This is a genomic window from Pseudoalteromonas sp. NZS71 (genome assembly GCF_015864715.1).
GTDB classification, from domain to species: domain Bacteria; phylum Pseudomonadota; class Gammaproteobacteria; order Enterobacterales; family Alteromonadaceae; genus Pseudoalteromonas; species Pseudoalteromonas arctica.
In genome coordinates this window covers 235,454-250,563 of sequence record NZ_JADYWS010000003.1, presented here as the reverse complement: position 1 = coordinate 250,563, position 15,110 = coordinate 235,454, and the positions used below count along the sequence as shown (strand labels likewise).

12 protein-coding genes are annotated in these 15,110 nt (G+C 38.4%); 7 read left to right on the top strand and 5 right to left on the bottom strand.

Annotated features, from left to right (window positions below; genetic code table 11):
* Positions 1-273: 273 nt before the first annotated feature.
* Positions 274-537 carry an accessory factor UbiK family protein gene (locus tag I6E85_RS03305; RefSeq protein WP_007582099.1) on the bottom strand — a complete coding sequence of 88 codons (264 nt, stop codon included), beginning with the start codon at positions 535-537 and terminating at the stop codon, positions 274-276.
* 162 nt (positions 538-699) lie between these two features.
* Between I6E85_RS03305 and rep the strand changes: the two genes are divergently transcribed.
* Positions 700-2,718 carry a DNA helicase Rep gene (rep, locus tag I6E85_RS03300; RefSeq protein WP_024589913.1) on the top strand — a complete coding sequence of 673 codons (2,019 nt, stop codon included), beginning with the start codon at positions 700-702 and terminating at the stop codon, positions 2,716-2,718.
* A 15-nt stretch (positions 2,719-2,733) separates the two neighbouring features.
* Here the strand turns inward: rep and I6E85_RS03295 are convergent, their stop codons facing one another.
* From I6E85_RS03295 to elbB, 3 genes are all read right to left on the bottom strand, one after another.
* Positions 2,734-5,298, bottom strand: a complete 2,565-nt coding sequence (locus tag I6E85_RS03295) for a diguanylate cyclase (RefSeq protein WP_197236596.1) — start codon at positions 5,296-5,298, stop codon at positions 2,734-2,736.
* A 164-nt stretch (positions 5,299-5,462) separates the two neighbouring features.
* Positions 5,463-5,858, bottom strand: coding sequence for a cytochrome c5 family protein (locus I6E85_RS03290; RefSeq protein ID WP_007582093.1), 396 nt, complete (start codon positions 5,856-5,858; stop codon positions 5,463-5,465).
* A gap of 226 nt (positions 5,859-6,084) precedes the next feature.
* A complete protein-coding gene (elbB, locus tag I6E85_RS03285) occupies positions 6,085-6,732 on the bottom strand; it encodes an isoprenoid biosynthesis glyoxalase ElbB (protein WP_024592112.1) in 648 nt (215 codons plus the stop codon).
* A 524-nt stretch (positions 6,733-7,256) separates the two neighbouring features.
* Between elbB and polA the strand changes: the two genes are divergently transcribed.
* The 3 genes from polA to I6E85_RS03270 all read left to right on the top strand — a co-directional run bounded on the left by polA (position 7,257) and on the right by I6E85_RS03270 (position 11,585).
* Positions 7,257-9,992 (top strand): DNA polymerase I, encoded by a 2,736-nt coding sequence (polA, locus tag I6E85_RS03280; RefSeq protein WP_197236595.1) that lies wholly within the window; start codon positions 7,257-7,259, stop codon positions 9,990-9,992.
* Positions 9,993-10,482: 490 nt separating this feature from the next.
* Positions 10,483-11,070 (top strand): YceI family protein, encoded by a 588-nt coding sequence (locus tag I6E85_RS03275; RefSeq protein ID WP_197236594.1) that lies wholly within the window; start codon positions 10,483-10,485, stop codon positions 11,068-11,070.
* Entirely contained in the window at positions 11,067-11,585 is a 519-nt protein-coding gene (locus I6E85_RS03270; RefSeq protein WP_024600403.1) for a DUF1285 domain-containing protein, read from the top strand. The genes I6E85_RS03275 and I6E85_RS03270 overlap by 4 nt, the downstream gene beginning before the upstream one ends.
* Positions 11,586-11,594: 9 nt before the next feature.
* Here the strand turns inward: I6E85_RS03270 and yihA are convergent, their stop codons facing one another.
* The gene (gene yihA, locus I6E85_RS03265) at positions 11,595-12,263 is read right to left on the bottom strand and encodes a ribosome biogenesis GTP-binding protein YihA/YsxC (protein ID WP_197236593.1); all 669 of its coding nucleotides are present in this window, start codon (positions 12,261-12,263) and stop codon (positions 11,595-11,597) included.
* A 281-nt stretch (positions 12,264-12,544) separates the two neighbouring features.
* Between yihA and I6E85_RS03260 the strand changes: the two genes are divergently transcribed.
* From I6E85_RS03260 to I6E85_RS03250, 3 genes are all read left to right on the top strand, one after another.
* Positions 12,545-13,177, top strand: a complete 633-nt coding sequence (locus tag I6E85_RS03260) for a cytochrome c (RefSeq protein WP_024600405.1) — start codon at positions 12,545-12,547, stop codon at positions 13,175-13,177.
* Positions 13,178-13,930: 753 nt separating this feature from the next.
* Complete coding sequence (yihI, locus tag I6E85_RS03255) at positions 13,931-14,527, top strand: Der GTPase-activating protein YihI (RefSeq protein ID WP_076925350.1); 597 nt, start codon at positions 13,931-13,933, stop codon at positions 14,525-14,527.
* A gap of 12 nt (positions 14,528-14,539) precedes the next feature.
* A complete protein-coding gene (locus I6E85_RS03250) occupies positions 14,540-15,055 on the top strand; it encodes a DUF2489 domain-containing protein (RefSeq protein WP_197236592.1) in 516 nt (171 codons plus the stop codon).
* Positions 15,056-15,110: the final 55 nt, after the last annotated feature.

Genomic DNA, 15,110 nt, shown 5'->3' with positions numbered 1-15,110 from the left:
ATCCGAGGTGTGTGAAACCAAAACCCAGTAAATACCCCAATAAAAAAAGCCAGTCAGCTGTTAACTGACTGGCATTAAGCCTAAGCTGCCTTTTTTGTACATTAAATTAATACCAATTTTATTAAAAAAATGATCATTCTAGCGTATTAAATAACTCACTAACTACGTTAAAAATTATTTATATAGAACAACTATGTACCATAATTTTAGCCTTGTTATTGAGCTATTTTCTTATCGCTATAATAGAACACTAATTTAATGCAATTGGTATAATTATTCAGCATCAGTTTTAGTGCTAAGTTGTTGCTCAAGCAATGCAACTTTAGCTTCAAGTTCGGTTAGTTTTTCGCGAGTACGAATAAGTACTTGGCTTTGCACATCAAATTCTTCACGGCTCACAAAATCCATCTCAGCAAGCTTGTTTTGTAAAACTTGCTTTGTTTTACCTTCGAGTGTCTCTGCTAGGTTTTTTACACCTTGTGGCATATTGCTAGTAATTTGCTTAGCAATTTCTTCAAGTTTTGCTGGGTTGATCATATTTGTCCCTTCGATGCGGCCTAAAATAATAATAACTAATATTACCTTATACCCACGGTATTTAACACATGATCATCTTTACCTTAATTAATTAAGGCAATTGCTATGCTCGCAGTAATGGTTACGTTAAAATTGCGCGTCTTTTAAATTTCTTTGGTCGTTATGAAACTCAATCCTAAACAAGATGAAGCCGTAAAATATATTAGTGGTCCATGCTTAGTACTCGCAGGCGCAGGCTCTGGTAAAACCCGTGTTATTACGAATAAAATCGCTTATTTAGTGAAAAAATGTGAGTACAAAGCGCGAAATATAGCCGCTGTTACTTTTACCAATAAAGCAGCCAAAGAAATGCGTGAACGAGTACTGCAAACGCTCGGAAAGCAAGACGCTAAAGGTTTATGGGTATCAACGTTTCATACACTCGGTTTAGAAATAATAAAAAAAGAGTTAAGCACATTAGGGTTTAAACCCGGCTTTTCGTTATTTGATGATCAAGATACCAATCAGCTTCTAAGTGAGCTCACCGAAGATGAGCTAAAAAAAGACAAGGACTTACTCAAACTACTTAAAATGGAAATTGGTAGTTGGAAAAACGAATTAGTACTGCCAGAGCAAGCAATACGCGAAGCGCGTGATGCGCAAAAGGCATTGTTTGCACAGCTGTATGCTCGCTATCAAAATCAGCTACGTGCTTATAACGCACTAGATTTTGATGATTTAATTATGATCCCTACTTTGTTACTTACTAATAACGCCACATCTCGTGAGCGCTGGCAGCAACGCTTTAAATATTTGCTGGTGGATGAGTATCAAGATACCAATACAAGCCAATATCAACTTGTTAAATTGCTAGTAGGCGAGCGTGCCCGTTTTACTGTGGTAGGTGATGACGATCAATCAATTTACTCATGGCGTGGTGCTCGCCCGCAAAACTTAGTGCTACTAGGTAAAGACTACCCAGGGCTTAGACTTATAAAGCTTGAGCAAAACTATCGAAGTGCAGGGCGAATACTAAAAGCGGCTAACATTTTAATTGCGAATAACCCACATGACATAGAGAAAAAGTTATTTAGTGAACTAGGTTATGGTGAGCCGATTAAAGTAATAGGGTGCCGCGATGAAGAGCATGAATCTGAGCGTGTGGTTGCTGAAATAATTTCACATAAGTTTATGAAGCGAACCAGCTATAAAGATTACGCGATTTTATATCGTGGTAATCATCAAGCACGTGGCTTTGAAAAGTCATTAATGAGTAACCGTATCCCTTATAAAATTAGTGGCGGGATGTCGTTTTTCGCTCGTTCAGAAATTAAAGATATTATGGCGTATTTACGTTTGCTAGTTAATCAAGATGATGACAATGCATTTTTACGTATCGTAAATACACCGCGACGCGAAATAGGCACGGTTACACTTGAAAAGCTTGGTACGCTTGCTAACGAAAAGCACATGAGCTTATTTGCTACCTGTTTTGATAACGATTTAGGCTACAGACTAAAAGGGCGTGGTTTTAATGCGCTTGCTGGGTTTGCACGCTGGGTTGTTGAGCTATCAGATAACGCAGTACGCGGTGATACGCTCGAAGCTGTTAAAGACTTAGTGCGTAATATTAATTACGAGGCATATTTGTACGAGTCGTCACCGAGTGCTAAAGCCGCTGAAATGCGTATGAAAAACGTATCTGAGTTGTATCGTTGGATCACCGATATGTTGACCGGTGATGCCGACAACGAACCAATGACATTAGCCGAGGTTGTTAGCAAGCTAACCCTTCGCGACATGCTTGAGCGTAACGAAGAAGAAGATGAAACCGATGCGGTGCACTTATCAACACTGCATGCATCTAAGGGCTTAGAGTACCCATACGTATTTATGGTAGGTATGGAGGAGGGCTTACTTCCGCATCAGGTAAGTATTGATGAAGATAACGTAGATGAAGAACGCCGCTTAGCTTATGTTGGTATTACTCGTGCGCAGCAGGAGTTAACACTTACTTATGCAAAAATACGTCGTCAATTTGGTGAAACCTCACAAACTGAGTTAAGCCGATTTGTACAAGAGTTACCGCAGGACGATCTCGCGTTTGAAAATAAAAAGGCGCCAAATACGCAAGCAGAGCGAATGGAAAAAGGCCAAGCAAGAGTCGCTAACCTTCGTGCAATGTTTAAAAAGCCTGAGTAATACCTCAGGCTAATTTTATAAAGACTGGGTTGCTTGTATTTCAGGTAACTCAGAGCACACTAGAGCGTGTTGTTTTCCCACAAAAAATGCCAAACCGTGCTTGTCTAGTAAAGCTCTAAAATTAAGTATTGATGGGCCTTTAGCAATGACTTTCATTGCTTTGAGCTTCGTAATTGCAAGCACGCCCTGTAGCTGAAAATCGTAACTTTCTTGTTGTAAAACACGTTTACTAAAGGTCGAGCTAAGTAGCAGGTAGTCAAAATTAATATCGGTTAGTAAATTAAGTTCGCATCGATCTTTAGCGAAATTGTTTAAACCAATTGAATAACCAAGTTGTGATAGCTTTTTGAGGTTTTCTATTTGTGTTGCGCTTGCGTGACGAATTTCTTGCTCATCAAATAGCAAACAGAGCTGGCTATGTCCTTGTTGTTTATTTAGCGTATCTGTAAATAAAACAAATTCGTGCTCCTCGAGTAGTAAACCAGAGCAAGGAACCAGCGCCATAGTTACATTTGCGGTAATTGCTTGTGCATAAGCGCGTTGTAATAACTGTAACTCTATCTCGAGGTGCTGTTCTTTATCTGATGCAAACTTTTTCAAAATATCAAAGCTAGTAAAGCCAAGTATTGGGTGTTCACCAAATGCTTCAAATAAAGATTCAGACTGATGTTGCTCATCAAGAGTAATTATTTCAGAGCTTCTAAAACTCATAGGTAATATATCAAGGTGATGTTGTGCTTTTAGTGCCTGCGCAGGTATTGATTGCGTTAATAGCGGATGAAATAGCTCGTAGCGATTTTTTCCGGAGTTTTTAGCGTGGTACATTGCAGCATCGGCATCACGAATAATTTCATCCGTATGCGTATAGCTTTTCTTTGAGTAGGTTATTCCTATACTAGCACCACTTTGAAGTGATTCGCCTTTAAGGAAAAAAGGCTTTTTCATTAAATCGATAATACGATTAGCGACATCTTCTGCTTGTTGAGGCTCAGTTAAGTGCGTTAATAAAATAACAAACTCATCGCCACCTAAGCGTGCTAGTAAATCATGTTCGCGTATACACTGGGCAAATAACTCACTAACGTTAATTAAAAACTGATCGCCAGCATGGTGACCAAGCTGGTCGTTAATGTCTTTAAACTTATCTAAATCAATAAATAAAACAGCAAAATTATGTTCAGGAAAGCGCTGATAATGTTGTAGTGTTTTTTCAAGCTGAGTTAAAAAGAGGCTGCGATTAGGTAAGCTAGTAAGAGAGTCGTGATGTGCGTCGTGATAAAGCTGCTGCTCTATTTTTTTACGCTCATCTATTTGCATTTGTAAGTGCAGATTTGTTTGACGCAGTTCTTTGGTTTTTTCGTTTACTCTAAATTCGAGTTCTTGATGGCTTTTTGCAATCGCTTGATTGGTGAGCTTGGTTTGTAAAACCGCTGCAATTTGATGAGATACAAAGGTAATTAACTCGCAATCATCCCGGCTGAAAATATGTTTGTTATCGTAAGCTTGGCAAACAATAAGGCCGATAACACCTTGAGCTGTTTTAAGTGGAGCGCCTAACCAACTAGTGGCCATTTGCTCTTTTTGTACAGGCTTAGCTCTTTGTACTACACCGCTTTCTATTAATTCTTTTGCTCTACACGGGTGTATAAGTTGCGTTTCTTCAGTGCTTATTACCAGTTCACTATAACCTTTAGCAAAGCGTCTTGGTTGTGTGTTTTCTTTAAATTCATCTACACAATAAGGGAAGCTTATCCAGCCAGACTCTTTATCGTAAAGTGCAATATATAAGTTCTCTGCGTAGGTAATTGTTTTTATTATTTCATGTATCTTAAAGTAAGCATCATCAAGGTTTTTAGCTTGCGTTGCTATTTCAGATATTTTAAACAGAATTTGTTGGCGTTGAAGTGCGCGTTTGCGTTGTTCTATTTCAAGGTTTAACGCGTCGTTACTTTGAGTGAGTGCTCGGGTACGAATTTTAACTTCTGACTCAAGGAGCTCTCGTTTTTTTACACGCTCTATTGCAGTTGCTAAATAAAGCGACATAAACTCAAGTAATTGTATTTTTTGTGAGCTATAGCCTTGTTTTGTATCGTAACTTTGCGCTGCTAAAACACCGATAATATTATGTTCTTGGTAAACCGGTACACCTACCCAATGCTCTGCTGGAGTGCCTAATGCTTTAAATAAGCCTTCTGCTGCGGCATTTTGCATTTGCTGCTTGGTAAAACATGTGGTTTTACCCTGTTTAAATACATAACCAGTGGCACCTTCATCAAAGCTATTTGATTGGTTAAGGGCGACGGCAATACCATCTTTTTCATCTGAAAAGTAAGAAAGTTCTAACGATTGACTGTATTGATTTAATAGCACCACATAAAAACTTTTACTCGGCACATATTTTTGTAAAATGTCGTGGATAGCGGGATAAAGTAGGGTTAGCTCGGCAACAGTACTTGCTTGCTCTGATAATTGTATCAGCGCATTTTGTAAGTGATGTGATTGTTTGTATTTATTGAGTAATGTTTTTAGACGTTTATTTTGATACGCCAATTTACTCGATACTGAGAGTTTATCTTCCAATGATCTAACCGGCTATTTTTATTGTATAGTTATTAGCCTTATACTTTCACTTTTAGCGCTTATCGTCAAGTTGATATTCGTACTACCATACTGGCTAGAAACACTATTTTAGGTATTAAAAAAGGCTTACCGAAGTAAACCTTTTTTGTGTATTTCAGCTGTATTTACTTAGATGTCATGAAGTCGATAGCAGCGCTTATCTCATCATCAGAACAATCCATACAGGTGCCTTTTGGAGGCATCGCATTAAAGCCATTTAGTGCATGCTCAAGTAAAGTGTCTTTACCTTTAGCTATACGTGGAGCCCAATCGTCAGGCGATTTAGGCGCGCCTAATGCACCAGTACCGTGACATGCAAAACATGCACCTTGATACACTTGCTCACCAGAACGAGGGCCTGTAGGCGCCGCTGCTACAGCAGCTTTATCGCCTTCAAGGTATACAGCACCAACCGGCGCGAGACGTGCTTTAATTGCATCTTCAGTCATAGAGTTATCATATGGCTGTGCGTATGCAGTGGTTGCTAGCATTAATAATGCTGCAGCTGTTAATTTTTTCATTTTGCCTTGCTCACTTCGATTTGAACGTGATCAATCACGATTAAAGATGACGGAAATTAAACCGATTATAACTCTCTGAGCCAATTTATAAAATGCTAAGAGGCGTTTTTATTAATAAAACTGACTACTTTTTGCGTTAACGCAATAAAATTTAATTATTTACTGTTTTTTGTTAAGCAATTTAATAAGTGCAAACAGTCATACAATTAACTTTTAGATCCTAAGATCAATTTATTGATAATACGCTACTAACTAGTTTTTCGATCCCTGCATCGGCTTCAATAATTGATTGCGCAAGCATATAAGCTGGGGTTGTAACTAGCTTATTTGGCTGATCAATAACAACATCATCTACTGCACAATTTATATGTTTAGCGCCTAATGTGCTTAGCGCTTGTGCTGTCTCTGCATCGTTACCAATCGTAAGTACAGCGTTATCGTAAATAAATGGGATCAAAGCGGGTGCAATACACATATAACCAGCAGGCTTATTTTCTTTTGCAAATGATTTACAAGTATTAAGTACGTCTTCATTAATATTTGCTTTTGCGCCTTTAATTGCAAAGTCACATAAGTTTTTTGCAGCGCCAAAACCGCCAGGTACAATTAATGCGTCAAACTGAGTTACGTCTAGTTCAAGCAGCGATTTAATGTCACCCCGTGCAATACGAGCCGCTTCTGTTAATACATTACGTTTATCAGGCATTACTTCGCCCGTTAAATGGTTAATGGTATGAAGTTGTTCAATATCCGGTGCAAAACACTGATACGTTGCGCCATTTTTGGCTATATGTAATAAAGTTAAAATTGCTTCATTAATTTCACTACCATCGTACACACCAGACCCTGCTAATATTACCGCTACGTTTTTCATGCTTTTGTGCCCCTAAAGTCTTTTTTATAAGTCGATCGGATGAAGTCTAACATGCTCAAAATTTCTCGCGAAAATAAATTTTTAGTACAAAAATCATTCTCTATGCAAGTTGTATTGCGGTTTATGCCATTTGCGATCACTTTGCCTTTAAAAAAATTATAAAGGATCGCTATGATCTTCGATCCATTGTGCTAGAATACTCCTCCGGTTATTTAAATGGACGCGAATAATCAAAGTGAATAACAACACAAGCAGTCGTTAGAAAACCTTTTTCCACATTGGTTTAAAATAATAAAAAAAGAACCTCGTATTATCTTTTTTAAATTAAAACATACAGTTAAAGTATTTTCTAGGCATTTTATAATGCTTTGGAAGAATAGCTCGTGGCTGTTATCTACACACTTATCCACAGCTTGCTATAGTTTTAATAACACGATAAGCAGTAATTCACTGTCGTTTTATTTACTACCTTATGGCATGCTTATAATTACCTTAATTTTTTGCATTTAGGATCCAAATTCACCATGGCTCAGATCCCCGAAAACCCACTTATTTTAGTTGATGGCTCGTCATATTTATTTCGTGCTTATCATTCTCCGCCGCATTTAACTAATTCTAAAGGTGAAGCTACGGGCGCTATTTATGGCGTGATCAACATGCTTAAAAGCTTGATCAGACAATACGATCCCTCACATATGGTGGTTATATTTGATGCTAAAGGTAAAACGTTCCGTAACGATATGTATAGCGAATATAAGGCAAATCGTCCGCCTATGCCGGATGACTTACGCACTCAAATAGCACCTATACACAGTATTATTAAAGCGATGGGCTTTCCGCTAATTAGTATTGAAGGCGTTGAAGCTGATGATGTTATTGGTACATTTGCACGTATAGCATCAGAGCAAAAAAGACATGTCTTAGTCTCTACTGGAGACAAAGATATGGCACAGCTTGTTAATGAACACGTTACGCTAATAAACACGATGACCGACAGTATTTCAGATCCCGTTACTGTGGTTGAAAAGTTTGGTGTAGGCCCTGAACTTATTATCGATTACTTAGCATTAATGGGTGATAAGGTCGATAATATTCCCGGTGTTGAAGGTTGTGGACCTAAAACTGCGGTTAAATGGTTAGAAAAATATGGCTCTCTTCAAGGTGTGATGGATCATGCCAGTGAGATTAAAGGTAAAATAGGTGAAAAGTTAGCAATTGCGCTTGATCATCTTCCTTTGAGCTACGAACTTGCGACAATTAAGTGCGATGTTGAAGTGGAATCTGACCTTGACACATTCAAACTTCAAGAGCCTAACAAAGACGAATTAATTGCATTATATGGTGAGTGCGAATTCCGTCGTTGGTTAGCTGAGTTACTTGATAATCCTAAAGATGCAGAAACGCATCTAGCTGTACCTACCGAAGCCACTGAATTACCAAAAGTTGAAGATGCTCATTACGAAACTATTTTAACTGAGGCGCAATTTGATACGCTAATAGAGCAATTAAATAGTGCTGAGTTATTTGCATTTGATACTGAAACAACCAGCCTTGATTACATGAAAGCGCAATTGGTGGGTATGAGCTTTGCCGTAAAAGCGGGCGAAGCTGTGTATTTACCTATAGCGCATGACTACCCGGGTGCGCCTGAGCAATTAAGCCTTGAATTTGTAATGCAAAAGCTAGGTCCAATTTTGGCAGATGAAAATAAAGCTAAAGTAGGGCAAAACCTCAAATATGACAAAAGCGTATTAGCGAATGCAGGCTTTGCGCTAAATGGTATTAAGTTTGACACCATGCTTGAGTCGTATGTATTTAATAGTGTAGGCACGCGTCACGATATGGACTCGTTAGCACTTAAATACCTAGGTCATAAAAATATTAGCTTTGAAGATATTGCTGGAAAAGGCAAAAAGCAACTTACCTTTAACCAAATTGAACTTGAAAAAGCAGCGCCTTACGCCGCAGAAGATGCCGATATTACTTTGCGTTTACACGAAGTGCTTTGGCCAAAAATTGAAGCTGATGAAAAGCTAAAATCGGTATTTGAAGAGATAGAAATGCCGCTAGTTAGTGTGATTTCTGATATTGAACGCACCGGTGTTGCAATTGATAGCAACATGCTTGCAGCGCATAGTCAACGTTTAGGCGAGCGTTTAATTGAGCTTGAAAAAGAGGCGTTTGAAATAGCAGGCGAACCATTTAATTTAAGTTCTCCAAAACAACTACAAGTATTATTGTTCGAAAAGCTTGGGTTGCCTATTATTAAAAAAACACCTAAAGGTGCACCTTCTACCGCAGAAGAAGTACTGCAGGAGCTTGCTCATGATTATCCGCTACCTAAAGTAATTATAGAGCACCGTGGTTTATCAAAGCTTAAATCAACTTACACCGATAAATTACCATTAATGGTCAATGAGAAAACCCAGCGTGTACATACGTCTTATCATCAGGCAATTACAGCTACGGGACGCTTGAGTTCAACTGATCCTAATTTACAAAATATTCCTATTCGTTCAGAAGAAGGACGTCGTATTCGTGAAGCGTTTATAGCTGCAGATGGTTATAAAATTGTCGCTGCCGATTACAGTCAAATTGAGCTGCGTATTATGGCGCATCTTTCACAAGACAAAGGTCTATTAAATGCATTTGCTAACGGCTTAGATGTACATAGTGCAACTGCCGCTGAAGTATTTGGTGTAGAGCTTGATGATGTAACTACCGATATGCGCCGTAAGGCGAAAGCAGTAAACTTTGGCTTGATTTATGGTATGTCGGCATTTGGTTTAGCGCGTCAACTAGATGTGCCACGCCATGAGGCGCAGCATTACATAGATAAATACTTTGAGCGTTTTCCTGGTGTATTAGAATACATGGAAACAACACGCGAAAAAGCAGCTGAAAATGGATACGTTGAAACAATATTTGGCCGTCGTCTACATTTACCAGAAATAAACGCACGTAATGGGGCGCGCAGGAAAGGAGCCGAACGTGCTGCTATAAACGCACCAATGCAAGGTACTGCCGCCGATATTATTAAAAAAGCAATGCTGAGCGTTAACCGTTGGGTACACGAACAAGCACCAAATACAATTAAACTACTTATGCAAGTACACGATGAATTAGTATTTGAAATTAAAACAGACTGCGCAGAACAATACACAAAACATATTTGTGAACTAATGTCGCAAGCTGCTGCGCTAGATGTACCACTTATAGTTGAAGCCGATGAAGGTGACAACTGGGAACAAGCCCATTAATGCAGTTTAAGCATTTTAATTAAAGCGCCTTTTGGCGCTTTTTTTATGTTTAATAAAAATGGCGAATAACAACGGTTCAATCAGGTATATGCAAGCTTTAGTTAAAATAAGGTTAATTTAAGCAACTATTTGTATTAAATAGTTATATGTTCGTCAATTCGAGCTGTTTTACAGGAATATGATTGTATTTTAATGCGTGCTTTTGTTAAAGTCCCGTCTGTCCTATCCTGTAGGACATCCTGTTGATGATGCATCTGAAAGGGTGCAACAAATTGATAGCTTCTCCCCAGTTTGCTATACCGGCCTACCAACTTGTTTGGTGGGCCGTTTTTTGTTTTACGCCTGAAAATCCTATCTAATTAATTCTTTATTGCGCCATACCAATTGTATTATTCATTCGTCATTTCGAGGTGGTTTGGGTACATCGCAGGTGATACCATCGAAGCGATATTATTTTTATTCTTTTCATTTTATTACTAAGGAGTGCGTTATGTTTAAAGCATTAGCTATTGCAGGTTTTTCTTTATCAAGTTTAGTCATTTCTAATGTTGCTCAGGCCAATTGGCAGCTAGTGAATGATAAAAGCCAACTAAGCTTTGTTTCAATTAAAAAAGATTCGATTGCTGAAGCTCACCATTTTACTAACCTTGAAGGTATGCTTTCTGATAAAGGTGAGTTTAGCGTTAATGTTGATTTAACATCAGCTGAAACTTTAATTCCTATTCGTAATGAGCGTTTAACGTCATTGTTGTTCGAAGCGAATAAATTTCCAAATGCTGTTTTAACTGCAAATTTAACTAAAGAGCTGAGTAATATTAAAAAGCCTGGTCAATATGTATTGAAGGGTATTAAAGCTGAGCTTGATTTTCACGGTAATAAAAAGCCATTGGCAATTGATGTACTCGTTAGCAGCACGCAAAGTGGTGATTTAACGGTATCATCATTAACACCTATTATTATTAATAGTGCTGATTTTGGTGTAACCGAAGGCGTTAAAAAGCTGCAAGAGCTAGCGGGCTTACCTTCAATTGCAACAGCAGTACCTGTTACTTTTGCAATTACACTTAAAAAGCAGTGATTTCTTTAAGTGAGCTTAGCAAGCAATTAAGCGAGCCAAGCAAACCTTTTGATAGTTGGCAGCCAACTCATTGTGGTGAACTGCCAATTGTCATTAATCATGAGGGGAAATGGTTTTACGATGGCAGCGAAATAACACGCCTAGCCATGGTGAAGCTGTTTGCTTCTGTTTTATGTAAAGAAGGTGAGCTATTTTATTTAAAAACACCGGCCGAAAAAATAACAATAACGGTTGATGATGCGCCGTTTATTATTGTTGATTGGCGTTTTGAAAATACAGCGCAAGGGCCGGTGTTGTGTTGTATTGATAATTTAGCTAGGCAGTGGTTAGTGAGCGCTCAGCAACCCTTAGTTATAAAAGATTACAAAGGGTCTAAAGTACCTTATTTAAAGCTACCTTATGGCTGTAGTGCGCGTGTTACGCGAAGTGTATTTTATCAGTGGGCTGAAAAAGCCGAGACTGACAAGCTCGGCTATTTTATTAAATCTGCAGGAAAGCAGTTTTATTTATCGTAACGCCAGCGTTTAGACTTCTGGGTTAGTTTCGTCTGTGATTGTTTCATCGGTAGGTGGTACAGCAATAACAGGACCTAAAAACCACTCATCTAGTTTTTTAGCCACTTCTGGTAAACCCGTGCCTTTTAATGATGAAAATGCATGAACTGTAATATCCCCATCAAGCGTACTTAATTCACGACGAACTTGCAGCACTTGTGATTTACGAGGACCTTGCTTTAGCTTGTCGGCTTTAGTTAATAGAGCCAATACTGGAATTTCACTGCCAATAGCCCAATTAATTAAATCGCGGTCTAAATCTTTTAATGGATGACGAATATCCATTAAAATAACAATACCTTTTAAGCTTTGACGCTTTTGTAGATATTCGCCTAACGACTTCTGCCATTTCTTTTTCATTTCGATTGGTACTTTAGCAAAACCATAGCCTGGTAAATCGATAAGGCGCATATCGTCAACATCAGCTAAATCAAATGTATTGATTAGCTGAGTACGTCCAGGTGTTTTACTTGTACGTGCTAGTTTTTGATCGGTTAATGCATTTAATGCACTCGACTTACCTGCGTTGGAGCGACCGGCAAACGCAACTTCAATTCCCGTATCAGCAGGTAATTTAGTAATGTCGGGAGCGCTTGTTACGAAAGACGCAGTATTATATTTGATACGAGATTTGAGCACAGGCTCTCCTAAAACTTAAAAAAATAACGTTGAGTAAACCAAATTCACTCAGGGCGCGTATTTTATACTATAAAGGATGTATTAAAAAGCGTATTTAACCACCTAAAAACAGCACCTATGGTACATTTAAAACATGTTAAAGCTTAATCTAAGTCAAAACCCTGTAAATTATAAGCTTAATATGTGTAGAAAACGTGCCAGAGAATTTATTATCGTGTAGAATATATGTATTACAGCATCACGATTGTAGATGATACAGGGTCGGAAACAGAGAATTCACCATGAAAAAAATAGCACTATCTTTAACAATATTGCTTGGTGCGTTGTCAGCAAGCAACGCAACAGCATTTGATGGCGATGTAAACGCAGGTAAAGAAAAATCAGCAACGTGTGCGGCTTGTCACGGCCCAGACGGTAATGCGCCGGTTAATATTTACCCTAAAATTGCAGGTCAACATCCAGATTATATCCTTAAGCAACTTCAGGATTTAAAATTAGGTATGACGTCAGGCGGCAAAGAAGGGCGTATGGATCCAGTAATGAGCGCTATGGCTATGCCACTTAGCGAGCAAGACATGAAAGATCTAGCTGCTTATTTTTCTTCAATGAACATGTCTGAAGGTGCTACACCTAAAGATGTTGTTGAAGTTGGCGAAATGCTTTTTAAAGCAGGCGACGCAGAGCGTGGAATTCCATCATGTGCAGCATGTCATGGTCCACGTGGTAATGGCTCGTCACTGGCTAAGTTTCCAAAAATTTCTTTTCAGCATCCAGGATACATCAAGTCTCAACTTGAAAAATTCCGTGATGGTACTCGTCATAATGACTTAAATGGCATGATGGGCGACATTGCAAAGAAATTAACAGATAAAGACATTGAAGTACTATCTCAGTACTTAGGTGGTTTACACTAAAGTCGTATTTATTTAGCAGTTAATAATAAATAAACTACAATGTGTTAAAAAAAGCAGCCCTGGCTGCTTTTTTTGTGTCAAAAATTAACGATATCGCCCGCTTAAATGTAAGATATTGACCATGTTTGGTTGTAAGATAAGTCTTCTTTTTATTTCTTGTTGCACCTTAAGTTGTTGTAATTTATGTTAAGTTTAATATCCTAATGTAATTAATATAATAAAAGTTATATAAACCAGTTGTAACAAAATCATTAACGAGTAAATTAACCACTGTCGCAAAACAACAATAATAAAACGGAAATTACTATCAAGGAAAGTAGCGCGGCATGACTACATAGCACAAGATTAGTGCTACTAAAGGAAATAATAAAAAAGTGTCAGGATGGCCGATAATAATAAAAAACTCATGGAAGTTTAATAATAAAAACAAAATGGAATGTAACAAGGAACGTAAAAATAATAACAATACGGACTGATAATAATAAAAATAATAAAGACTAAAAAAAGTCGAAGGGAGAAGTGTCCAGATAATGGCGCTCAGATTAGCAGGCGGTAGAGATGTTTTCTCTACCGCCTTTTTATTTGTCCTGTTACAATACCCACCGTTTAAAATTAGCGATTAATTAGCTAAGGCGCTTTTAAATGGGAAACCCAACCTCTATAGCGCAAACTGAATTCTTCTGGCTAGGCCAGCACTGCGATGCCCATTAATTTGCGCTTCGCTCAAAACCTCTTAAGTGAGATGATCAAGATATGAGTAGAACTAAAAAGTCACGCAAAAGCCCAGCAAACGGACCTGTTCGTTTAAGCCAAGATAAGCTTAAAGAAATGCGCGCATTAAAAGAGCAGCGAGTTAAAAAAACCAAAGGCGCTAAGCCAGGTTCTCGTAACGCGCCAGATTTACTAGATAGCGAAAGCCACAATGGTGGTCACGCGCCTAAAGATAAGCGTGTAGGCAGTAAAAAGCCAGTACCATTAATTGCAACTGCGCCTGAGCCTAAAGTTGAAATGAAACGCAACTTAAAGCCAACTATTGAGCTGAAAAAGGTAATCGAGCCTGAATTCACACCTGAACAAGAGCTAGAAGCACTTGAGAATGACGAACGTTTACTTAAATTAGTAGAGCGTCATGAAGAAGGTGAAATGCTAACAGGTAAAGATGCTAAGTACTTTAATAGCCGTATTGCTCGTCATCAGGCGTTATGTGAAATTCTTGGTATTGAAGACGAGGATGAAGACGAATTTGAAGATGACCTTGAAGATGATATTGAAAGCAAAGGCAATTCTGATTTCGATCAATACTTATCTGACGATTTAGCCAACGAATGGTTAGATGAAGACGACAAATAGTAAGGATAAATAATGAGTACCGCGGTAATTTTAGCCTTACTTTTAGGCGCTGCTCTAATAGTTGGTCTGGCATTTTATGCGGGTCAGTTGCTGTACAAGTTAAATGCGCAAAAAAAGTTAATTGCTAAAACGCAGGCTGAACAAAGGCAAAAGCTTGAGAAGTCGCGTTTAAAGCGAAATGCCAAACTAGCCGATAGTATTCATTTAATTGCGCGTGCAATGAATGAAGAGCAGTGTGAGTTTTCTGAAGGCTGTTTACGTATTTGGGTGCTTATGTCTCAATATGGCTTTGAGAGCGAGCGTGATTTAACAATACAGTACCCTGGCATTTATAAAATGTACCAGGTAGTTAAAGAAATGCCGACACACGATGCACGTAAAAAATACGCTAAAAAAGAGATTTTTAAGCTAGATAAGGCTCGCTGGCAAGCTGAAGAAACACTCAAAGATGAAGTTAAAGCCGATTGCGCTAAAATTATCATTGAGTTTAAAGCGGCTCCTGGCAGCGATAAAGTGGTTTTTAACTAGTTTTTCGAGTACTCAGAAAAAGCAGACCTTGGTCTGCTTTTTTTATGCCGGACAG

What these genes read in the sequence shown, in the direction of transcription:
- I6E85_RS03305 (WP_007582099.1), bottom strand. Translation starts at nt 537, where the DNA reads ATGATCAACCCAGCAAAACTTGAAGAAATTGCTAAGCAAATTACTAGC.
- rep (WP_024589913.1), top strand. Translation starts at nt 700, where the DNA reads ATGAAACTCAATCCTAAACAAGATGAAGCCGTAAAATATATTAGTGGT.
- I6E85_RS03290 (WP_007582093.1), bottom strand. Translation starts at nt 5,858, where the DNA reads ATGAAAAAATTAACAGCTGCAGCATTATTAATGCTAGCAACCACTGCA.
- elbB (WP_024592112.1), bottom strand. Translation starts at nt 6,732, where the DNA reads ATGAAAAACGTAGCGGTAATATTAGCAGGGTCTGGTGTGTACGATGGT.
- polA (WP_197236595.1), top strand. Translation starts at nt 7,257, where the DNA reads ATGGCTCAGATCCCCGAAAACCCACTTATTTTAGTTGATGGCTCGTCA.
- I6E85_RS03275 (WP_197236594.1), top strand. Translation starts at nt 10,483, where the DNA reads ATGTTTAAAGCATTAGCTATTGCAGGTTTTTCTTTATCAAGTTTAGTC.
- I6E85_RS03260 (WP_024600405.1), top strand. Translation starts at nt 12,545, where the DNA reads ATGAAAAAAATAGCACTATCTTTAACAATATTGCTTGGTGCGTTGTCA.
- yihI (WP_076925350.1), top strand. Translation starts at nt 13,931, where the DNA reads ATGAGTAGAACTAAAAAGTCACGCAAAAGCCCAGCAAACGGACCTGTT.
- I6E85_RS03250 (WP_197236592.1), top strand. Translation starts at nt 14,540, where the DNA reads ATGAGTACCGCGGTAATTTTAGCCTTACTTTTAGGCGCTGCTCTAATA.